Raw genomic sequence first — 21,003 nt, forward strand, 5'->3', positions numbered from 1 at the left:
GGCGATTAGCTTACCTGAGCCGTGTTCGACTTCCGATTCTCCCGCCACAGCGGCACCACCGTCGCCACGATGGCAACGATCACCAGCAAACTAAAGGAAATTGCCATCACGTGCAGAGGCAACACGGTCAGCCCCACCGCACCGAAGGCCACTACCCCAACCCAGGTGTACAAAACCAGAACCACGCGCTTCTGACTGTGGCCAATGTGCAGCAGTCGGTGGTGCAGGTGCTTCTTATCTGGCGAGAACGGACTCTTGCCCTGGGACACGCGGCGCACAACCGCCATCACCAGGTCCAGCAGCGGAATGGACAGGGCCGCCAGAACCACAATCATCGGCGAGAGCAGAGCCACCATATCCGCCGGCCCGTACAGCGCCGCGTTGATGCGCCCGGATGCCGACGTGCAGGCCGCGGACAGCAACAGGCCGATCAGCATCGCGCCGCTATCCCCCATGAAGATGCGCGCGGGCGAAAAGTTGTGAGGCAGGAAACCCATGCAGATTCCCACCAGCGCCGCAGAGATGATCGCCGGCGGGTAGGCCGCCACGGTGCCGCCCTGGTCATGCAGGATTGTCAGCGAGTAGATCAGGATCGTCCCGGCGGCGATCGCCCCCAACCCCGCGGCCAGACCATCCAAGCCGTCGACGAAGTTCATGGCGTTCACGATCGTGACGGTCAGCAGCGCCGTCAGGATCGTGGACTGGACCTGGTCCAGGATCAGCGTAGTCCCGTCCCCGAAAGGCAGGTAGAACAAGTACCAGCTCAAGCCCATCAGGCTCATCACCACGGCACCCACTACCTGCCCGCCGAGCTTCAGCACCCAGGAGATGTCGTAGAGGTCGTCCACCACCCCGACGACAACAATCACGAAGGCGGCCATCAGCACCGCCGTCATATCGGGTGTTACCGGCGGGAACCCGCGCGTCAACGCGGGCAGCTGGTTGGCCACCACTACGGCCACGACCAGCCCCGTAAACATCGCTACCCCGCCCAGCCGGGGCATCGGAACCTGGTGCACGTCGCGCTCGCGCGGGGCAGCCATCCGCCCGTAGCGCAAGATCACCGAGCGCACCACGCCCGTCACCAGATACGTCACCGCGCAGGCGGCGAGCAGCACCAACACCAACTCGCGCAGGGGAATACCTGCGCCGATAGCCGGCTGGGCAAGGACTGTCATTAGACGTCTCCCCGCAGCTCCGCACTGCTCATTCCCAGAACCTCGGCCACGCGCTCGGTGGTGGCCGCGCCCTCGCGCAGGATGCGCGGGCGGCCGGAGGAAAGGTCAACGATGGTGGAGGCCACGCCGTGGTGCGCTTCCCCACCGTCGATGTAGGTCGTCACGTCCGCACCCAGCTGGTCCTCGGCCATCTGCACATTCGTCGCCGGCGGCTGGCCGGAGATATTGGCGCTGGAAACGGCCATCGGGCCGGTGCGCTCCAAGAGCTCCAACGCAATGGGCTGGTTGGGCATGCGCAGCATCACGGTGCCGCGGGTATCCCCCAGGTTCCACGGCAAACTGGGCGCCTGGTGGACGACCATCGACAGGCCACCCGGCCAGAATGCCTCGACGAGCTTACGCATGTTGTAGGTGTACTCGCGCACGAGCCCTTGGATGGTCGTCCAGCTGGGAACCAGCACGGGAACGGGCATGTCGGGGCCACGCCCCTTGGCACGCAGCAGGGCGGACACTGCCTCATTGTCGAAGGCATCGCAGCCGATGCCGTAGACCGTGTCGGTCGGCAGCACAACCAGCCGTCCGCCCTTCACCGCATTCGCCGCGGCGTCTAGCGCGGCCTCGCGGTTCTGCGGATCGGTTGCGTCTACGGTTCTCGACATTGCGGCCCTTTCTTGCTCATTTATTACGTGCTCTACCTTAACCCCATCGCCGGTACTACTGCGGTAGCAGGGCGGTGACGAAGCGCGGCCGGCCAGCCAGGTCGTGGTGTTGGGTGATCTCTCGCCAGCCGTGTTGCTGCATCATCGCCGCTACCTGCGCGCCGTTGGAGTCGTCGTGTTCTATTCCGACGCCACCACCTGCGCGCCCCAGCGCCTCAGCCCACTGCAGTACCCGTGGCATGAGCTCCAGCCCGTCGTCCCCGGAGAACACGGCTGCGTGCGGGTCGGCTGCCACCTCGGGGGAAACCTCCGCGGATTCCGGCACGTACGGAGGGTTGCACACCACCACGTCCGCGGGCGTGAAAGCCTCGGGGGAAACGCCCGCCGTCGCTGGCAACTCCGCGGGATCGTCGACAGCCAGATCCGCCTGAACGAAAGTGGCTTTGACCTGCGGAACAAGTCGGGCATTCCTCTCGGCCAGGCGCAGTGCGTCACGAGAGATTTCGATTCCGGTCAGGGAGATGGGGGCGTCATAAAGAAAAGAAACCCCGAGCCCCAACGTGCCGGGTCCGCAGCAAAGATCGACCACGTGCGGCGCGGGGCGGCCATTGAGGAAGCGCGCGGCCCAGTCGGCGAGCAGCTCGGTTTCGGGGCGCGGGACGAAGCAGCCGGGATCCACGAAGAGGTCCAGGCCGCAGAAGGGAGCGGAGCCGACGATGTGCTGCAGGGGTTCGCGCGCGGCGCGGCGGGCCACCCAGTCGGCATAGGCGCTGGGGGCGGGATCGTCGGCGCGCATAAAGAGAGTGCCGGGATCGACGGCGGCGCGGGGCGCGGCAAGAGCGGCGGTGTCAGCACCGGTTCCGGGAGCAGCTGAGCCAGTGCCGGGGTCAGCGAGCAGGTAGCGCATCAGCAGGCGCGCGTCGACTGCAGCAGAATCGATGCCCGCCGCGCTCAACTGTGCGGTGGCCTCCCGGATCGCCTGGTTGATATTCAACGTCCCACCGTTCTGCTGCTCTGCCACCGCCGAGGCGACGGAAAGACTAGTCTTCCGCCTCTAGGCGACGTGCGCGGTCGGCTTCCTTTAGCGCCGCGAGCAGCGCCTCCAGGTCGCCGTCCAGGACAGCATCCAGGTTGTTGGCCTTGTAGCCGATGCGGTGGTCGGAGACGCGGGACTCGGGGAAGTTGTAGGTGCGGATGCGCTCGGAACGATCCATGGTGCGGATCTGCGCTGCGCGACCCTCGGCTGCCTCTGCCTCGGCTTCCTCTTCCTTCATCTGCTGCAGGCGTGCAGCCAGAACCTGCATCGCGCGAGCGCGGTTCTGGATCTGGGAGCGCTCCTTCTGACAGGTCACCACAATGTTGGTTGGCAGGTGAGTAATGCGCACGGCGGAGTCCGTGGTGTTCACACCCTGGCCGCCCTTACCGGAAGAACGGTAGACGTCCACACGGATGTCCTTGTCGTCGATGTGCACATCCTCGACTTCATCGGGTTCCGGGTACACCAATACGCCCGCTGCGGAGGTCTGAATGCGGCCCTGCGACTCGGTGACGGGGATGCGCTGCACGCGGTGCACGCCACCTTCGAACTTGAACTCCGACCACGCGCCATCGCGGGAGGGCTGCTTGGAGCGAATGGACAGAGTCATATCCTTCACACCACCCAGGTCGGTCTCGTTCAGACCCAGGATCTCGGTGCTAAAGCCGTGGCGTTCAGCGTAGCGCTGGTACATGCGCGCCAGTTCGCCGGCGAACAGCGCGGCTTCCTCGCCGCCGGCGCCAGACTTGATCTCCATGACGATGTCGTCGCCGTCGTGCGGGTCGCGAGGAGCCAGCAGGTCGGTCAGCTGCTCCTCCAGCTCGCCGATCTCCTCTTCCAGGCGCTTGGCTTCCTCGGCGAATTCCTTGTCCTCGGATGCCATCTCCGACGCTGCCTCGTGGTCCTCGCGGGCCTGCTCGAGCTTCTGGTGCGTCTGGATAATCGGCTGCAGCTCGGAAAAGCGCTTGCCGACCTTGCGGGCGGCGGCCGGGTCGTTGTGCAGCTCGGGATCGCTCAGCTGCATTTCCAGGCCCTGGTACTCGGCCAGGATGTCGTCGATGACTGACGGTGATTGGCTCATGGTTTAATCCTCCTCGTCCTCGCCTGCCAGGGGCGCGGAGCTGGCAACCTGCAGCATGAACTCCCGGTTGGTCTTGGTCTTACGCAGCTGCTTGATCAGCAGGTCGATGGCCGCCTGCGAATCCAGGGCGGACAGGATGCGGCGCAGCTTGTGCATAATGCGCGCCTCCTCCGGGCTGAGCAGCAGCTCGTCCTTGCGGGTACCCGACGGGTTCACGTCCACAGCCGGGAACACACGGCGCTCGGAGATCTTGCGGTCCAGCTTCAACTCCGCGTTGCCGGTGCCCTTGAATTCCTCGAAGATCACCGTGTCGCCGGCCGAGCCGGTCTCCACCATCGCGGTGGCGATGATCGTCAGTGAGCCGCCGTTTTCGATATTGCGGGCAGCGCCCAAGAAGCGCTTCGGCGGGTACAAAGCATTGGAATCCACACCACCGGACAGGATGCGACCAGAGGCCGGCGAGGAGTTGTTGTACGCGCGACCCAGGCGGGTGATGGAATCCAGCAGCAGAACAACGTCCTTGCCCTGCTCCACCAGACGCTTTGCGCGCTCGACGGCCAGCTCGGCGACGTTGGTGTGCTCCCCCGGCGGGCGGTCGAACGTGGAGGCGATGACTTCGCCCTTCACGGAGCGCTGCATGTCCGTCACTTCCTCCGGGCGCTCGTCCACCAGCACGACCATCAGGTAGCACTCTGGGTTGTTCGTGGAGATCGCGTTGGCGATGTCCTGCAGGATGGTCGTCTTACCGGCCTTCGGCGGGGAAACGATCAGCGCGCGCTGGCCCTTGCCGATCGGCATGATCAGGTCGATCACGCGGGTGGTCAGCGTCTTCGGGTCGGTCTCCAGGCGTAGGCGCTGGTTCGGGTACAGCGGGGTCAGCTTCGCAAAGTGCGGGCGCGCTGCCGCCTGCTCCGGGGTCAGGCCGTTAACGGTCTCTACCTGGTAGATCGGCGTGTACTTCTGGCGGTTCCGTCCGCGTCCGCCGCCGTTATTGTTGTTGTTCTTCGGGCGGATGGTGCCAACGATCGCGTCGCCGTGGCGCATGCCGTACTTCCGTACCGTGTTGATAGGCACGTACACGTCCGTCGGGCCCGCGTGGTAGCCGGTGGTGCGGATGAACGCGGTGTTCGCGTCCACGAAGTCGAGAATGCCCGCGACGGGTGTCAGCTCTTCCGGCTTCGGGTCGCGGTTGTTGTTACCGCCATTGTTACCACCGTTGCCGCCGCCGTTATTGCCATCACCGTTGTTGCCGCCGTTGTTGCGGTTGTTATCGCGGTTGCTGTCACGATTATTGTCGCGGCCACGGTTACGGCGGTTGCGGCGATTGCGACGGTTGCGACGGTTGCCGCGGTTATTGTCGTCTCGATTGTTATCGCCGCGCTCGTTATCGTGGCGGTTCTTCTCGCGATCTTCGTGGCGCTCTTCACCGCGGTTGCCACCGTTCTGCTCGGAGCTATCTGCGGTTTCTTCTTGGCGCTTTTCTTGGTGACGCCCCTCCCGCGCCTCCGCGACCGACTTTTCCGTCGGCTCCTTCGGCTCCTTCGGTGCAGTCTCTTCGGCAGGCTGAGGCTTCCGGGGCGCTCCACCGCCACTCGATGCAACACCGGATTCGATAACGGCGATCAGCTCGCCTTTGCGAAGACCAGAGGTGCCTTTCAGCCCCTGTGCCGCTGCAATCTGTCGCAGCTCCGGCAATTTCAACGAGGCGAGGCCATTGGCTTGGCCACGAGCCAAAATATCGGACAGGCTCACAAAAGTCCTTTCACGTCTGGCTTCTTCATCGACCCTTCAAAAAGCCTGCGAAGCCCCAGGGTTGGCCAGACATGCGTATTCGACAACAGTTTTTAATTTAACCCAAAGATTGCGGGAATCTTCCAGAAAGATTGCCGCCTTAACGTCCCACGATGCGACTGGCGGCGGGTGTAGCGCGGGGTGGCGTCGTAAAAAGAAAGAAAGAGAAAAAGAAACGAGCCTCACATCCGGCTTCCGTAGCTAACCATAGCACCTCCCACACCGCGAGTACCTAACGGCTAGGCTGAAATGCATGAAGTCGACGATGCAGGAGATCCCACTATCCGTAGCGAGGATCCTTGAATACGGGGCCAGCGTTCACCGAAACACCACGGTGACCACGTATTTTGACGAGACCGCGGAGCAAACCAGCTTCCTGCACATCGGCATCCGCGCAGCCGCTATGGCCAACATGCTGCGCGACGAATTCGGCATCGAACGCGGTGACCGCGTGGGCACTGTCCTGCCGAACTGCGCCGAGCACCTGGAGGTACTGCTCTCCGTGGCGTCGATGGGCGCGGTGTTTAACCCCATCAACCGGCACCTCATGGACGCCCAGATCACACACATCATCAACAAAGCGGCGCCGAAAGTGCTGGTACTCGACCCGACCTGCAGCGAACAGATCGTCCCGCTACTAGCCGACTGCCCGTGTGTGGAGGCGGTGCTGGTGATCGGCCCGAACCTTGCGGACACCGAGGCGGTGCAACGGCTCGTCACAGCACAGGGTGAACAGGGCGAACAAGGCGAACAGGGCAAACCGGGCTTGAGCCACCTGCGCGTATTGAACCTGGAGGCCGCACTCGACGGGCGCAGTGCCGACTTCGATTGGCCGGACATGGAAGAAACCGACCCGGCGGCCATCTGCTTTTCCACCGGCACAGAAGGCCCACCGAAGGGCGTAGTCTACTCCCACCGTGCGCTGTGGCTGCACTCCATGCAGCTGCGCGCCGCCGATAGCTTCAGCATCCGCAACGGCACCAGCTTCCTGTGCTGCGTGCCGATCTATCACGTCCTCAGCTGGGGCGTGCCACTGGCCGCGTTTATGGCCGGCGCGCCGATCGTGTTCACCGGCCGCAGCGCCACCCCAGAACACCTGGCGCACGTGATCGCAGACGCCATGCCGCGCCAGGCCCACGGATCGCCAGCTGTGTGGACGGGTCTGCTGGTGCACTACGCCAAGAAGCACCCGAAGAAGATGAGCCTGCAGGAAATCTACGTCGGCGGCTCGCAGGTTTCCCCCGCCATGATCGATGCCTGGGAGGAGCGCTTCGGCGTGGACATCATCCACTCCTGGGGCATGACGGAGACCGGACCGGTGGGCACCGTCGCCCACCCACCCGCAGGCGTGGCCGGCGCTGCCCGCGCTAAGTACCGCGAAAGCCAAGGGCGCTTTCACGCGGGCATGCGCTACCGCATCGTCGACGACCACGACAATGTGCTGGAAGCCAACGACCGCAACGAAGGCGAGCTGCAGGTACGCGGCAACACGGTGACAGCCTCGTACTATAAGGACGACAGCCCGCGCTTTACCGAGGATGGCTGGCTGCGCACCGGCGACATCGCCACCGTAAACAAGGACGGCTACCTGACAATCCACGATCGCAAGGCCGACATCATCCGCTCGGGCGGCGAATGGATCTATTCTGCAGCGCTGGAGAACTACCTGCTGGAACCCACAGCGGTGATCGAGGCGGCGGTGATCGGCATTCCATCGGAGAAGTGGGGGCAGCGTCCGCTCGCGGTGGTAGTGGTTGCCGAAGGCACCCCCTGGACTGCGGAAACCGCGCAGGAGTTGGCCGACGATCTACGCAAGCGCGTGCCCGGCTGGATGGTGCCCGAGAACTGGACCTTCGTGGATCACATCGATAAGACCAGCGTGGATAAGTTCGACAAGAAGGACCTGCGCCAGTACTTCCGCGAGGGGAAGTTCGAGATCATCACGATCTAAGGGGCGCACCCGGGTGCCTGCTGAGGGGTAGGCTGGGGCGAACTGGACCGGGTAAGGGGGCACACCCCCTGGGTCGTCGGGGTAAATTCACCAGAATTTAACAGGAACGATTCCAACTATTGCGGGAAAAAGTAGAGTAGCGTTTTCCTGCATGACCGATGTAACTGTGCTGGCCCTCGGGCCGCAGTGGTTCGACCCGATGTATTTGCTTTCGGGCTCCGGACCTTTCGGCGCGGCGATCCTGCCCGCCATTTTTGCGATCATCTTCATCGAATCCGGGCTGTTCTTCCCTTTCCTGCCCGGCGACTCCCTGCTCTTCACCGCTGGTCTACTGGCCAGCCAGCCCGATGGCTTCGCACCCCTGTGGCAGGTATTGCTAATCACCCCGATCGCAGCGATCCTGGGCGACCAGGTGGGCTACTGGATTGGCCACCGCTTCCACCCCGCGCTGCGCAACCGGAAGGACGGGCGTTTCTTTAAGCAGGAGCATCTGCACCGTTCTGAGGCGTTCTTTGAGAAATACGGTGCGATCACGATCATCCTGTGCCGCTTCGTGCCCTTCGTGCGCACCTATGCCCCACTAGTAGCTGGGATGTCCGGCATGCGCTATCACACGTTCATTCTTTTCAACGTGCTTGGTGGTGTGCTGTGGGCCAGCGGCATCGTCTACCTGGGGTCGCTATTCGGCGGAGTGGAGTTCGTGCGCAACAATATCGACGCCATCTTCCTCGGAATTGTCGCCTTCTCGATTGTCCCGATGCTATTCGGGTTAATACAGAAAGCCCGGAGCGAGAGGAAACAATCTCCCGCCCCGGCCACTATTGAAGAATAGTCTCCCAGGATTGGTTTCCGGCCTTACCCGGTGACGTCCACCTCAACCGGACCGGCGATGTCCAGCTCCAGGACCTTCATTCCGCGACCGCGAGCCTCTTCCACCAGTGCGTTGTCCACCGGCTCGGTGCTCAGCACCAGGATCGTCGGGCCCGCGCCCGAAAGGAACGCCGGGTAACCCAGGTTGCGCAGGCGGTTCACCCACTCGGCGGTCACCGGCAGAACCTCGGCCCGGTAGGTCTGGTGCATGCGGTCGCGGGTGCCCTCCCACAGCAGATCCGGATCGTCGCGCAGCGCGACGGTCATGACTGCCGTGCGGGATACGTTGAAGCGGGCATCCACGTGGCTAATGTCCGACGGCAGCACGCGACGGATCGCCTCCGTCGATGCGTGGAAGTCCGGGATGAACGCGGTGGCCTTGATGTCCGGGTGCACGTCGATGCGACGGGCGTGGTAGGCCGGTGCGGATACTCCGTCGATGGGCGTGTTCGTCCACGAGACCACGCCCGCGCCCAGCACGGAAGCGCCCGCGTTGTCGGGGTGCCCCTCAAAGGTAGAGGCGATCTGCACCTGTGCCTGGTCGTCCAGCGTGAACCCTGCCAGGCCGTTGCCCGCGGCCACGCCTGCCGTCGCCGCGGCGGCCGAAGATCCCAGGCCACGGGACTGCGGGATGGAGTTCGTGCAGCTGACACGCAACCCCGGAACCGTCACGTCGGCTTCCTTCAGCGTTGCGCGCAGAGCACGCACCACCAGGTGGCGCTCGTCCAGCGGAACCTCGCCCTCGCCTTCACCGGTGACCTCGACCTCCAGGCCGGACTCAATGACCTCGGCAGTCACATAGTCGTACAGCCCCAGCGCCAGGCCGAGGGTATCGAAGCCAGGTCCCAGGTTCGCGGTCGATGCGGGAACCTTGACGGTGGCCTTGCGGCCAACGGGGATCTCGACGCCCATTACTTCAACCCCAGCTTGTCTGCAACGGCGTACGGGTCCACGTCGGTGACGGTGGGCTCCGGCATCTGGGACAGGGCGGTCGTCGGATCCTTCAGGCCGTGGCCGGTGACGGTACACACGATGCGCTGTCCGGCGGTCAGTTCGCCGTTGGCGTGAGCGTCCAGCAGACCTGCAACGGAAGATGCAGAGGCCGGCTCGACGAAGATGCCCTCGCGGCCAGCGATGGTGCGGTAGGCCTCCAGAATCTGCTCGTCGGTCTGCGCGCGGAAGTCGCCACCCGACTCCTCCTTGGCTGCAACGGCCTGCTGCCAGGAAGCCGGGTTACCAATGCGGATCGCGGTGGCGATCGTCTCCGGCTCCAGCACAGGCTCGCCCTTGACCAGCGGGGCAGCTCCGGCTGCCTGCACGCCCTTCATCACGGGGCGCTGGGTGGAAACGCCGTCCTCCGCGTACTCGGAGTAGCCCTTCCAATACGCCGTGATGTTGCCCGCGTTGCCGACTGGCAGGAAGTGAACATCGGGGGCGTCACCAAGGCAATCCACAATCTCGAACGCGGCGGTCTTCTGCCCCTCGATGCGCATCGGGTTCACGGAGTTGACCAGGGCGATCTCCGGGAACTCGGTGGTGGTCTTGCGGACCAGCTCGAGGCAGTCGTCGAAGTTGCCGCGTACCTGGATGATCTGCGCGCCGTGCATTACTGCCTGCGCGAGCTTGCCCTGGGCGATCTTGCCTTCTGGGATCAGCACGGCGGACTTCAGACCGGCGCGGGCGGCGTAGGCCGCCGCGGAGGCTGAAGTGTTGCCGGTCGAGGCGCACATCAGGACCTTCTGGCCCTTGTGGTAAGCGTCCGTGACGGCCACGGTCATACCGCGATCCTTGAAGGAACCGGTGGGGTTGGCACCTTCGATCTTGAGGTAGACCTCACAGCCGGTGAGTTTCGACAGGTAGTTCGCGCGCAGCAGCGGGGTGCCGCCCTCGTTGAGGGTCACCGGCTCCCAGTCCTTCGCGAACGGCATCCGATCGCGGTACATGTTGATCAGGCCGGTCCAGTGGTTCAGAACCTTGTTCGTCATAGCTTCCCTGTCGTTTCTTCCCAGTTGTCGGTCTTGGCTTAAAGCGCTCTTAGAGTTTAGCCTTCCATGCGGATGACGGAGTCAATCGCCTTGACAGCGTCGAGCTCCTTGAGCTTCGCCACGGTCTCTTCCAGGTTCTTTTCCTTCGCGCTGTGGGTGATGACGACGAGGCGCGCACCGTCGTTCAGCCCTTCTTGACGCACGGTCTTCAGCGACACACCCTGCTCAGAGAACACGGAGGCCACCTCAGCCAGCACGCCCAGGCGATCATCCACCTGCATGTCCACGTGGTAGCGGGTACGCACGTCACCAAAGTTGGCGATGGGCAGGGAGGCGTAGGTGGACTCCCCTGGTCCGCGGCCACCGAGCACAATGTTGCGCGCCACGGCCACGACGTCACCCAGCACGGCGGAGGCGGTCGGGCCGCCACCGGCGCCGTTGCCGTAGAACATCAGGCGACCGGCGGACTCCGCCTCGACGAAGACTGCGTTGTAGGACTCAGAGACGCTGGAAAGTGGGTGGCTGCTGGGGATCAGCGCCGGGTACACGCTTGCAGACACAGATTCCTTACCTTCCTCATCCACCAGACGCTCACAGATAGCCAGCAACTTGATGGTGGAGTTTGCGGCCTTGGCCGCTTCGATGTCGGCGACGGTGATGTCGCGGATGCCTTCGGTATGCACGTCCTCGCCGGACACGCGGGTGTGGAATGCCAGGGAGGCCAGGATGGCGGCCTTGCTGGCGGCGTCAAAGCCGTCAACGTCGGCGGACGGGTCGGCCTCCGCGTAACCCAACTCGGTGGCCTCTGCCAGCATCTCGTCGTAGCTGGCACCCCGGGTGTACATTGCGTCGAGAATGAAGTTAGTGGTGCCGTTGACAATGCCCATCACCTGGTTGACCTTGTCGCCGGCAAGGGAGCGGCGCAGCGGTCCAACAACCGGGATGGCGGCGGCAACGGCCGCCTCGAAGAACAAATCCACGCCGGACTCGTCGGCAGCGGCAGCCAGCTCGTCAGCGTGAGCGGCGATGAGAGCCTTGTTGGCGGTGACGACGGACTTGCCGGCGCGCAGCGCCGCCAGCACGACCTCGCGCGGGTACTCGATGCCGCCGATGACCTCGATGACCAGGTCAATGTCGTCGCGGGCCACCAGAGACAGCGCGTCGTCGGTCAGCTTCTCCGGATCCACACCCGGGCGGGGCTTGGACAAATTGCTGACGGCAATACCCCGGACCTCCAGCGGGCCACCGATGCGGGCTGCGAATTCATCACTGCGCTCCTCCAGCAGCCGCAGCACTTCTGCACCAACGGTACCCATGCCCAGCAGAGCCACACCTACGGTCTGGCCGATTCCCTTGCCTGGCTTAAACTTCTGCTCGGTCATGTCGCTCCTTTGTCGCTCCTTTGTAAGGTCTCAATGAGAGGAAAGTTGGTAATTTTTTCTTAGGTTATCGCACCAATCTACCGTGCGACTAGACAAAGCTGTCCATTACCCCTATTTTGCCCTGTATCCAGGAGGTTACTCCTCCAAAGCCAGCACGTCGTCGATGGTTTCGCGGCGAATCATCAACCGCGCCTCGCCGTCGGCCACTCGCACCACCGGGGGTCGGGTCATCATGTTGTACCGAGAGGCCATCGCGTAGCAGTACGCACCCGTAGCGCCGATCATCAATAGGTCTCCGGGGCGAACGTCCTCCGGCACCAGCGCGTCATTGACCAGCACGTCGCCCGACTCGCAGTGGGAGCCCACGATGCGGGTCGGCAGCAATTCTCCGTCGACCTCGCGGTTGGCCACGCGGCAATCGTATTCCGCCTGGTATAGGGCGGGGCGGATGTTGTCGCTCATGCCGCCGTCGACGGAGATGTAGCGGCGGGTCATGCCTTCGGCCACCTCGACGTCCTTCACCGTGCCCACCCGGTAGAGCGTGATCATCGACGGTCCGGCAATCGCTCGGCCCGGCTCGACGTTGAGCTTCGGCTCGGGCACGCCGGCCGCCTCTGCTGCCTTGCGCACCTTGCTCTTGAGTTCGGACGCCACCTCTTCCACGTCCAGAGCCTCCTGATCCGGCATGTAGGCGATACCGTAGCCACCACCGAGATCGAGGGTATCCAGCGACGTAGGGGCGTCCGAAAGCGTCGCTGTGGAATCCAACAGCTGCTTCCACAGACCCAGCAGGCGCTCGGCGGCCAGGGCGAAGCCGGAGGCCTCGAACACCTGGGAGCCGACGTGACAGTGCAAGCCGCGCAGGCGCACGCCATCAGCAGCGTGGCACGCCATGGCCGCATGATGGGCCGCCCCGGAGGCCAGGGAGAATCCGAACTTCTGATCCTCGTGGCTAGTGGCGATGAACTCGTGGGTATCGACGTGCACGCCAGGGGTCACACGCACCAGCACATCCTGGGACCTCCCCAGCTCGCCGGCGACCGTGGACAGCGCCTCGATCTCCTGCAGCGAGTCCACGACGATCAACTCCGCACCCTCGGAGACTGCCAGGCGCAAAAACTCCGGGGACTTGTTGTTGCCGTGCACGGTTATGCGCTCGGCGGGGAAGCCCGCCGCCAGGGCGACCTGCAGCTCGCCGAGGGAGGCAACGTCCAGGGATAGCCCCTCTTCCATCACCCAGCGGGCGACCGTCTTCGACAGGAACGCCTTGGAAGCGTAGTGCACGAAGTGCCCGCCACCGAAAGCCTTCGCCAGGCGGCGGCAGCGGGTGCGGAAGTCTTCCTCGTCCATCACGAACGCCGGCGTGCCAAACGTCTCGGCGATCTCGGTGATCGGCACGCCACCGATGGTGACCTCACCCCGGTGCTCCCCTGCCGTTTCGCGACGAAGGGTCAGCGGGTAGACGTGCGCGGGAATCGCGTTGAACTCCGCGGTGCTGGCCGTGCGACGGCGCAACGGCGTGGAGTTCAGGTGAGTCTCCGGATCCAAGGGAATCTCCTAGGTGAGTGAATTATCGGCAGGGGGCGGGAGGTGGTGGCGTCACAAAGAAAAACAACAACTACATGCGCTCCGGGGCGGACACACCCAACAGCTCGAGCGCATTGGCCAGGGTCTGACGGGAAGCCGCGGCCAGGGACAGACGGGCGGCGAACAGGGCCTGGTTCTCGGCCACAGTCTGCTCGTCGTCGCTCGGCTTAGGCAGGATCTGGCAGGCATCGTAGAAACGGTGGAAAGTGCCGGCCAGGGACTCGGCGTAGCGAGCCACACGGTGCGGTTCGCGCAGCTCGGCGGCGGTCTTCACCACGGCTGGGAACTCGCCGAGGGTGCGGATCAGGTCGCCTTCGCGGTCGTGGGTCAGCAGGGAAAGGTCGGCGCCCTCGCGAGTAACGCCCAGGTCCGCGGCCTTGCGCGCCAGAGAGCACAGGCGGGCGTGCGCGTACTGGACGTAGAACACCGGGTTGTCGTTGGACTTCGAAGCCCACAGGTCCATGTCGATATCCAGGGAGGAGTCCACAGAGCTGCGGATCATCGCGTAACGGGCAGCGTCCACGCCGATGGCCTCCACCAGGTCATCCAGGGTGATGACGGTGCCGGCGCGCTTCGACATGCGCACGGCCTTGCCGTCCTTGACCAGGTTCACCAGCTGACCGATGAGCACCTCCACCTGCTGCGGGTCGTAACCCATGGCGGCAGCCGCCGCACGTAGGCGAGCGATGTAACCGTGGTGATCGGCACCCAGCATGTAAATGCACAGGTTGTGGCCACGATCGAACTTGTCGGCCACATAGGCAATATCACCAGCGATGTATGCCGCGTTGCCGTCAGACTTGATGACCACACGGTCCTTATCGTCGCCGAAGTTGGTGGAGCGCAGCCACCATGCACCGTCGGCTTCATAGAGGTTGCCGTTGTCCTTGATCTTCTGGATCGCAGCCTCCACCGCACCGGACTCGAACAGGGAGTTCTCGTGGAAGTACACGTCGAACTCCGTGCCGAACTCCGCGAGGGTGCGCTTGATGTGAGCGAACATCAGCTCCACGCCCTGGGATCGGAACAGTTCCTGTGCCTCGTCCGCGCCGAGCTGCTGCCAATCCGGGTTGGCCTCCACGATCTGGGAGGCGATGTCCTGGATGTAATCGCCGCCGTAGCCGTCGTCCGGAGTGGGATCGCCCTTCGCGGCGGCCACCAGGGAGCGGGCAAAGCGGTCGATCTGCGCGCCGTGGTCGTTGAAGTAGTACTCGCGGGTGACCTTCGCGCCGCGGGCGGTAAGCACGCACCCCAGGGAGTCGCCCACGGCCGCCCAGCGGGTACCGCCCAAGTGGATCGGGCCAGTCGGGTTGGCGGAGACGAACTCCAAGTTGATGGCCGAGCCAGCGAGCTCGTCGCCGCGGCCGAAGTCTGCGCCGGCGGCAAGGATGTCCTCGACGATCTTGCCCTGCGCAGCGGCGGCCAGGCGGATGTTGATGAAGCCCGGCCCTGCGACAGTGGCTTCGTCGATGCCCTCGTGCGCACCGAGGGATTCCGCCAGCCAGGTGCCGAACTCGCGCGGGTTCGTGCCGGCCTTCTTGGCCACCTGCATGGCGATGTTCGTTGCGTAGTCGCCGTGCTCCGGGTTGCGCGGGCGCTCCACGGTGGCGCTCTCCGGCACCACGGAGGAATCCAGACCGTGGGCATCCAGGGTCGTGCGGGCAGTTTCAGTAATCAGTTCAGACAATTCAGCAGGAGTCACAGCATTAAACACTAGCAGTGAGGTCGGACACCTCACGCAGTGGCGGAGGTGATTGAACTACTGCCCCGGTGCAGTGCTAGACTTTCAACCCGTATTGACGTGAACACAAAGTGAACCGCCGATACGCGCCTTCGTAGCTCAGGGGATAGAGCACTGGTTTCCGGTACCAGGGGTCGTGAGTTCGAATCTCGCCGAGGGCACTCTTTTCAAGCCAGGGGCACTCGGGGTGTTCTTATTCCTCCGATTTCCTCGGATCGAACTCTACCGAGTCGATGATCGCCTCGATCTCTTCCTCGGACAGGGTGAGCGCCAAGATCTCAACTCCAGCGGCTCCACCGCTTCCTGCGGAGACGAACACCCACGCGCCGTGCAGAGTCTTGCCGGACTTTTCGTTCGTCGTCCAAGTGGTCAGCTTGGCCTCGTCGGCGTTTTCGATATCCAGGTCGCGGGACTCGCCTAGTTCGAAGTCTCTTCCGTGGGTGGTTCGGAACTGGGCGTTCACTTCGAAGTACCCCATCGTGGCGGTTGCCGTAGGCCCTTGCCCCTGGTCAGAGCTCAGACGAATCACGTCCGTTGGCTCTTTATCGGCCTCTTTGTCCGCGTTAGACCAAGACGTGGTGAAACCATTCTCCGTTGGTTTGAAGTCCTCGGTCTCTTCCCAATCTGCTGGAACTTCGAGGGAGATTCGCCCTTCCTCAACCCGCTGCATTCCTTCGGTCACGGACTGTGCCGAGTTTTCGGCCTGATCCGAATCTTCGGAAGCAATGAGGCTGCACGACCCCAGTAGGGCGGCTGAGGTGATTACTGCAGCGATCTTTACTGCTAGCGAATGGGACTTTGAGCGAGGCTTTGAGTGGGACTTCATGGGAGCACTCCTAAGTGTTCTCTTCTGTGGCGATAATAACGTCGCTTTGGGGCACTCGCTGGGTATTCTTAAAGCAATTCTTATTGCCCTCAAAGGTCTCAAAGGACTCAGAGGCTAAGTCCCCGGCACCTACCCCGGGCGGTTCGCAGCAGCAGACGAACACCACCGGCGAGGTGGTCATTGGCCACACTGAGGCGCCGGGGCAGGCGAACCCATCCGTCATGAATAAGACGATCGCCTCTTGCGGGGATCCCTCGATGCACGAGACCGGCACAACTTTCTTTACCGACGGAACGTCGGGGTGGACGTCGACGTGTGCCAACAAGATGATGGCCGCCCGCCCGGCCGAGCCTGCACCCGCGCCGGATGATTCTTACTACGAGGGATACCTCGACGGTTATGACGACGCGCAGTATGACTACTACGACGAGTACAGCGACTACTAGGAACTAGCTCCGGCTTTCTTTAGGCTGTCGATACTCTGGAAATCCACGCCCGGGATCCGGGAGAACCTATCCTTGTCGCAGGTCAGGACGATTATCTGATTATCCCGCCCCAAGGCGCCAAGCACCTTGTTCATGCTCTTGGCCCGGTCGGTATCGCTGAATCCCAGCACGTCGTCCAGGAATATCGGCACCCCGCTGCCGTCGTGCCCCACCAGGCGGGCGATGGCAAGCAACTGCAGAATCTCCACCTGCTCCTGCGCACCGCCGGAGAGCTGCTCCTTGTCCAACCGCACGTTGCCGATAGCGCGGCTCGAAACCTGGAACTTCTCATCGACGTCCAGATCAACATCGCTGCCAAAGACAATCCCGGAGAGCTTGTTCAGGGCCTTGCGATACGGCTCGGAGTACTTTTCCTGCATCCGCTTCCGCGATTCCTGAACCACTTGATGCAGTAGCTCCGCGGCATCCGCCTGCCTGCGCAGCCTAGCCACCACGCCCTCCAAGCGTTTGACTTCCGCCTCCGCCTGCACCTTGGTTTCTGCGGAACCGCGAGCCTGCCCGAGCTTGGCGTTCAAGGCGGCAATGTCCACGCGGCATTCCTGTACCTGCTGGTTCAGCATGTTTACCCGGCTCCGAGCCCCCTCGAAGCTCGCCTGCACGTCCGCCACGTCGCCGAGCTCGCCTACTTCCTGCCTCTTGGAATCGAGCTTTTCGCGTGCCGCATCCACGGCCTGTGCTGCCTGGGTACGCTTCGCGTTCAGTTCTTCGTCGGAGTATCGCTCGCGGGCTGCTTCCAGATCCTTCGCTGCCGCATCCAGCTGCTGTTGCAGGTTTTCCACCTTCGCTTCGTACTGGATCTTCCGCTCGATCGCGTCGCTGTTCTGTAGGGAAAGCAACCGTCCGTTGGCTTCGTCACGGGCTCGGGTGGCTGCCTCCAGCGCGGCACCTTCTTCTGCTTCGTCGATGTTTTCGCCGGCTTCCACGTTGGCGTCACTACGCAGGGAGCTACTGGTTTCCAGTAGCTTCTCGACCTCGGCGGTGAGGTTTTCCACCTGACCGTTCAGGTCGGAAAGCGTTCGCTTGCCGAGGATGGCCTTGAGGCTCGCACGCTGGTCACGCAGGGTTTCCTCGTCCTCGTTCCGTGCCCGAACGGCACGCCCAAACTCTTCAAGGACTTCCGCGCGCGGATCCTCGAGCGCAATATGCTCGCGCCCGACCGCCGATAGTTCCGCATTGACTTTCTGCAGCGCCTCGTCGACGTTCAGGTCGAGGTTGCTGGAATCCTGCGCCGGGGTGACGCGCACCTCGTATTCACCCAGGCCAACGGTCCATTCGGTGGTGACCTTCTTTTCCAGGCCGCTCTCCCCCAGGGTGGCCTCCACTCCGTTGTCCACGATGGTGCTGTCGGCCGGCCCTGCGATATGCACGGAAGTCGCGCCCGCATCGCGGATCTTTATCTGCGCGTCCAGGTCCGTCATCGCCTCACGGATCCTCTGTTCCGCCTGCGGCGTGGCCGGGTTGCGATCCACCTTTTGAGCCAGCTCCGCTACCTTCGCGTCCAGCTTCACCGCGCTATCCCGCTCCTCCGTCGCGGACTCCAGCCGCCCCTGGATGTCCGCCGCGTTCTTTAGCGCGGTGGCCAGCTTGGCACGCTTATCCGCACGCACGTACGCGGCGTGGGCACTATCGAAGGCTCTCTTCGCCTCGTCGCGCTCGGCCTGTTGTTCCTCTGCCCTTTTCTGGACGCCACGTAGCTCCTCCGTCGCTGTTTTGAGCGACTGTTCTAGCTCCCCCTGCGCTAGCTTCTGCTTCTCCCGCGCCTCGGATGCCTCTTGCCATCGCCCGACCTGGTCCTGTTTCAGTTCCAGCTCGTTTTCCAGGGCGCTTAAGGCCTCCGCGATCTTCTTCGCAGCCTCTAACCGCTCGGCGCATTCGTCGAACTCTTTCTGCGCATCCGGTAGATCGTCTTCGGCATCGGCGCGCTGAATCTGTTTGGATTCGATTTCGCGGATCGCTGCCTGCGCATTGTTGTACTCAAGCTTGGCGGTCGCTAGGGCTTCCTGCGCACTCGCCAAATCTGCCTCGGCGGCGGCCAGCTCTCCCTTGGAATTTCTGTTGGCTCGGCGGTCCCGCAGCTTCTTGTCCTCGTCGTCGATCAGGCGGACTAGCAGCTCCGCGGCGCCCTGGTCATTTTCGCTGATACCACTGGCGGCGCTCACTGTGGCGTCATCACCGGCGGTGCGCAGGGCCGAGGACAGGGAGGGGATGGCCGTGAAGTCGAGTGCGTCCAGGCGCTGTCCTTGGCTGACGAAGAGTGCCTCGCGCAGGGCGGAGTCGATGCTCTCGTTCAGCAGCTCGCTGAACTTCTCCATTGCCTGGTCGCCGGTGTAGTTGCGCACGGAGGGGCGCAGCACATCTAGGAGCACCTTCTTTTTCTCGAAGTCCTTGGTGTACTCCACCAGGTTCTCGCCCAACTGCATACGGGCGGTGATCTTTGGCTTGGTGCCGCTGCCCACGGGGAAAAAGCCACTGACTTTCTTGGAGGTCGTCGAGACTTTCCAATCCGAAAGCAGCAGGCCAAAGGCGTTCATCAGGCTGGATTTTCCGGCCTCGTTGCTGCCGTGAACGACGGTCACACCCGTGGCGCTTGGGGCAAAGTGCGCGGACTCAATGCCCGCGAAGTTGCGCACATCCAAGTTCTCCAGCACGAAGCTGGCTTTTGGCGATGCCTTGGTAGAAGATGTCATTTCCTTGCCGTCCCTCTCCCCTAGTTAGCCTTCTCCGCCTGGTGTGCCAAGCGCACGAGCAGTCGCAGCGCATCCTGCGCCTGCTGTGCCCGCTCTACCCGTTGCGGATCCTTGCTATCGGAATTCGCCAGCTGCTGCAGTTCTTCCACCGCCTCGCCGACAAAACCTTGACTGAGCAGCCCCTCGGAAAGCTCGTCCTCGTCGGGAATAACATGCAGCTTCATTAGCCGCTCGCGCGCGTATAAAGCAGCGAAGGTCGGCGCGATCTTCGTGATCCGCTCGTCCAGGTAAGCGGCATCGTGGACGGACAGCGTTCCCTCCAGCGCGTACTTCACCACGGTGGTGCGCTTTGCGTCGATTCCCTCTAGCCGCTCCAGGAACTCGTCGATATCCGCCGCCGAGTTCACCGTCGCGTTCAGCGCCTTGAATGCCCAGCGCCCGACCGGAACCTCCTCTACCTGAACGTCCGCCTGTTGTGCTGGTCGCGCCGGATCCACCGCGATGTCCACCATCAGCACGTTTCCGGAGTTCGCTTCGCCACCCCCGTCTGGTTCAACGAAGGCCGTGACCTCCTGTGCGCCTGAGTACCACACCCGCGCCCGTGATGCGTCCGCGTCCAGCGGCATTGTCGAGTGCGTGTCACCCAGCGCCACGTAGTCCACCTTCCGCTCGCGGCACGCCCGGGCTGCGTTGTCTACGTCGATGCGGTCTAGATCATCCTTGTCGCCGAAGGAGCCTACTGCCCCGTGCCCCACCAGCACGCGCACACCCGCTCCCTGCACCGGCTCCAAATCTCTCAGCGCGGCCGCCACCAGGTCCTCGTCCGCGTTCTTCCCCCGCAGCGGGGCACCCACAATCTCGAGAGGAACACCAGCCGCGCCCGCGCCACCGGAGTTCGGCACCGCCACTGGAGCCGAATCCCTAAGCACATAAACATTCGCCAGTTCGGTGAACTCCTCCCGGTGGTACACGCTGGCCGCGTCCAGCGGATCATGGTTTCCAGGCAGAAGGAACACCGGCACTTTTGTGCGCTTTAGCACGTCCATCGCACGCCCGTAAATCTCTGGTTTCAGCAGGTTATCGTCGAAGACATCGCCTGCCACCACGATGGCATCACACTGCCTTTCCTCCGCGAGGTCCAACAGCGCCTCGACCGCCGTCAACCGCGATTCATCAAAACGCGACTGCGCCTCGCTGCTCAAGAAGCGGCGCTTCATCCCCAATTGCCAATCCGACGTGTGCAAGATCCGCACCCGGTGCGCCGATGTTGTTGCCATAGGTTGTGCCATGCCTTACCCCTGCCCGTTGTTGTCAGTGTTGCCGTTATCGCTAGCGTTGCCGTCTACTTCGCCACTTGTCTCGTCTGTAGTTCTATCAGCCCCTCCAGACAAGCCAGCTTCATAATAGAACAAAGGTTCGACCGTCTCCAGGGTCTCATAGCAAACCTCCAGCTCATGCATGGCCTTCAGCTGATCCACCGCATGCCAGGTCACCGACCGCATGGCTTCTTTCAAAGCCTTTTGATCGCCCTGTTCCATGCCCGATTCCCACTGCAGAGGCTCCCATTTCACCGGCTCCGCCGCCGTCCCCCAGAACTCGGCCGAATCCACCTGCTCCGGTTGGTCGGTATGCTTCTCCGCGTTGTCTGGAGCTTGCTGTTGCCTAATTGGTGACGCCCCCACGCCCCCACCACCCCAGCCCTGAACTGGGCGCAGCAGCTCCT

The 21,003-nt window shown here is 63.3% G+C and carries 16 protein-coding genes, 1 tRNA gene and 1 pseudogene; 4 read left to right on the forward strand and 14 right to left on the reverse strand.

Annotated elements, in window-relative coordinates; all coding sequences use genetic code 11:
- Positions 1-5: 5 nt before the first annotated feature.
- The 5 genes from JQ46_RS03875 to rho are packed head-to-tail and all read right to left on the reverse strand — an operon-like array spanning position 6 to position 5,706.
- The gene (locus JQ46_RS03875) at positions 6-1,178 is read right to left on the reverse strand and encodes an MraY family glycosyltransferase (RefSeq protein ID WP_034985599.1); all 1,173 of its coding nucleotides are present in this window, start codon (positions 1,176-1,178) and stop codon (positions 6-8) included.
- Entirely contained in the window at positions 1,178-1,837 is a 660-nt protein-coding gene (locus JQ46_RS03880; RefSeq protein ID WP_034985601.1) for an L-threonylcarbamoyladenylate synthase, read from the reverse strand. The genes JQ46_RS03875 and JQ46_RS03880 overlap by 1 nt, the downstream gene beginning before the upstream one ends.
- A gap of 55 nt (positions 1,838-1,892) precedes the next feature.
- A complete protein-coding gene (locus tag JQ46_RS03885) occupies positions 1,893-2,858 on the reverse strand; it encodes a N5-glutamine methyltransferase family protein (protein WP_237744712.1) in 966 nt (321 codons plus the stop codon).
- 19 nt (positions 2,859-2,877) lie between these two features.
- Complete coding sequence (prfA, locus tag JQ46_RS03890) at positions 2,878-3,954, reverse strand: peptide chain release factor 1 (protein ID WP_034985602.1); 1,077 nt, start codon at positions 3,952-3,954, stop codon at positions 2,878-2,880.
- 3 nt (positions 3,955-3,957) lie between these two features.
- Positions 3,958-5,706, reverse strand: a complete 1,749-nt coding sequence (gene rho / locus JQ46_RS03895) for a transcription termination factor Rho (protein ID WP_034985603.1) — start codon at positions 5,704-5,706, stop codon at positions 3,958-3,960.
- A 292-nt stretch (positions 5,707-5,998) separates the two neighbouring features.
- Between rho and JQ46_RS03900 the strand changes: the two genes are divergently transcribed.
- Positions 5,999-7,696 carry a long-chain fatty-acid--CoA ligase gene (locus JQ46_RS03900; protein ID WP_034985606.1) on the forward strand — a complete coding sequence of 566 codons (1,698 nt, stop codon included), beginning with the start codon at positions 5,999-6,001 and terminating at the stop codon, positions 7,694-7,696.
- Between the two features lie 151 nt (positions 7,697-7,847).
- A complete protein-coding gene (locus JQ46_RS03905; protein ID WP_034985607.1) occupies positions 7,848-8,528 on the forward strand; it encodes a DedA family protein in 681 nt (226 codons plus the stop codon).
- A gap of 23 nt (positions 8,529-8,551) precedes the next feature.
- Here JQ46_RS03905 and thrB read toward each other — a convergent pair whose 3' ends face one another.
- The 5 genes from thrB to argS all read right to left on the reverse strand — a co-directional run bounded on the left by thrB (position 8,552) and on the right by argS (position 15,222).
- The gene (thrB, locus tag JQ46_RS03910) at positions 8,552-9,478 is read right to left on the reverse strand and encodes a homoserine kinase (protein ID WP_034985610.1); all 927 of its coding nucleotides are present in this window, start codon (positions 9,476-9,478) and stop codon (positions 8,552-8,554) included.
- On the reverse strand, positions 9,478-10,551 hold the full coding sequence (thrC, locus tag JQ46_RS03915; RefSeq protein WP_034985612.1) for a threonine synthase: 1,074 nt from the start codon (positions 10,549-10,551) through the stop codon (positions 9,478-9,480). Before thrC ends, thrB begins: the two co-directional genes overlap by 1 nt.
- A 56-nt stretch (positions 10,552-10,607) precedes the next feature.
- Positions 10,608-11,933 carry a homoserine dehydrogenase gene (locus JQ46_RS03920; protein ID WP_034985613.1) on the reverse strand — a complete coding sequence of 442 codons (1,326 nt, stop codon included), beginning with the start codon at positions 11,931-11,933 and terminating at the stop codon, positions 10,608-10,610.
- A 135-nt stretch (positions 11,934-12,068) separates the two neighbouring features.
- Positions 12,069-13,481 carry a diaminopimelate decarboxylase gene (gene lysA / locus JQ46_RS03925; RefSeq protein WP_034985615.1) on the reverse strand — a complete coding sequence of 471 codons (1,413 nt, stop codon included), beginning with the start codon at positions 13,479-13,481 and terminating at the stop codon, positions 12,069-12,071.
- Between the two features lie 70 nt (positions 13,482-13,551).
- The gene (argS, locus tag JQ46_RS03930) at positions 13,552-15,222 is read right to left on the reverse strand and encodes an arginine--tRNA ligase (protein ID WP_034985617.1); all 1,671 of its coding nucleotides are present in this window, start codon (positions 15,220-15,222) and stop codon (positions 13,552-13,554) included.
- Between the two features lie 127 nt (positions 15,223-15,349).
- On the opposite strand from argS, the gene JQ46_RS03935 reads away from it, so the two are divergent.
- Positions 15,350-15,422, forward strand: a tRNA-Arg gene (locus JQ46_RS03935).
- Between the two features lie 32 nt (positions 15,423-15,454).
- Here JQ46_RS03935 and JQ46_RS03940 read toward each other — a convergent pair.
- Positions 15,455-16,087, reverse strand: coding sequence for a hypothetical protein (locus JQ46_RS03940; protein WP_034985619.1), 633 nt, complete (start codon positions 16,085-16,087; stop codon positions 15,455-15,457).
- 83 nt (positions 16,088-16,170) lie between these two features.
- On the opposite strand from JQ46_RS03940, the gene JQ46_RS03945 reads away from it, so the two are divergent.
- Positions 16,171-16,533, forward strand: coding sequence for a hypothetical protein (locus JQ46_RS03945; protein WP_237744713.1), 363 nt, complete (start codon positions 16,171-16,173; stop codon positions 16,531-16,533).
- On the opposite strand, the gene JQ46_RS03950 is transcribed toward JQ46_RS03945, so the two are convergent.
- The 3 genes and pseudogenes from JQ46_RS03950 to JQ46_RS03960 all read right to left on the reverse strand — a co-directional run.
- Positions 16,530-19,280: an AAA family ATPase gene (locus tag JQ46_RS03950; protein WP_034985622.1), complete on the reverse strand. Its 2,751-nt coding sequence runs from the start codon at positions 19,278-19,280 to the stop codon at positions 16,530-16,532. The two genes, JQ46_RS03945 and JQ46_RS03950, sit on opposite strands and share 4 nt — an antisense overlap.
- A gap of 20 nt (positions 19,281-19,300) precedes the next feature.
- A complete protein-coding gene (locus JQ46_RS03955) occupies positions 19,301-20,557 on the reverse strand; it encodes a metallophosphoesterase family protein (RefSeq protein ID WP_051876238.1) in 1,257 nt (418 codons plus the stop codon).
- A gap of 15 nt (positions 20,558-20,572) precedes the next feature.
- Positions 20,573-21,003, reverse strand: a pseudogene (locus JQ46_RS03960) (hypothetical protein); the annotation flags it as partial.

Source organism: Corynebacterium jeikeium, from assembly GCF_000738175.1.
GTDB classification, from domain to species: Bacteria; Actinomycetota; Actinomycetes; order Mycobacteriales; family Mycobacteriaceae; genus Corynebacterium; species Corynebacterium jeikeium_C.

Coding starts and splice junctions, on each gene's coding strand:
- JQ46_RS03955 (WP_051876238.1), bottom strand. CDS start 20,557: ATGGCAACAACATCGGCGCACCGGGTGCGGATCTTGCACACGTCGGAT.
- JQ46_RS03905 (WP_034985607.1), top strand. CDS start 7,848: ATGACCGATGTAACTGTGCTGGCCCTCGGGCCGCAGTGGTTCGACCCG.
- JQ46_RS03880 (WP_034985601.1), bottom strand. CDS start 1,837: ATGTCGAGAACCGTAGACGCAACCGATCCGCAGAACCGCGAGGCCGCG.
- JQ46_RS03940 (WP_034985619.1), bottom strand. CDS start 16,087: ATGAAGTCCCACTCAAAGCCTCGCTCAAAGTCCCATTCGCTAGCAGTA.
- thrB (WP_034985610.1), bottom strand. CDS start 9,478: ATGGGCGTCGAGATCCCCGTTGGCCGCAAGGCCACCGTCAAGGTTCCC.
- JQ46_RS03950 (WP_034985622.1), bottom strand. CDS start 19,280: ATGACATCTTCTACCAAGGCATCGCCAAAAGCCAGCTTCGTGCTGGAG.
- JQ46_RS03875 (WP_034985599.1), bottom strand. CDS start 1,178: ATGACAGTCCTTGCCCAGCCGGCTATCGGCGCAGGTATTCCCCTGCGC.
- thrC (WP_034985612.1), bottom strand. CDS start 10,551: ATGACGAACAAGGTTCTGAACCACTGGACCGGCCTGATCAACATGTAC.
- JQ46_RS03900 (WP_034985606.1), top strand. CDS start 5,999: ATGAAGTCGACGATGCAGGAGATCCCACTATCCGTAGCGAGGATCCTT.
- JQ46_RS03920 (WP_034985613.1), bottom strand. CDS start 11,933: ATGACCGAGCAGAAGTTTAAGCCAGGCAAGGGAATCGGCCAGACCGTA.
- prfA (WP_034985602.1), bottom strand. CDS start 3,954: ATGAGCCAATCACCGTCAGTCATCGACGACATCCTGGCCGAGTACCAG.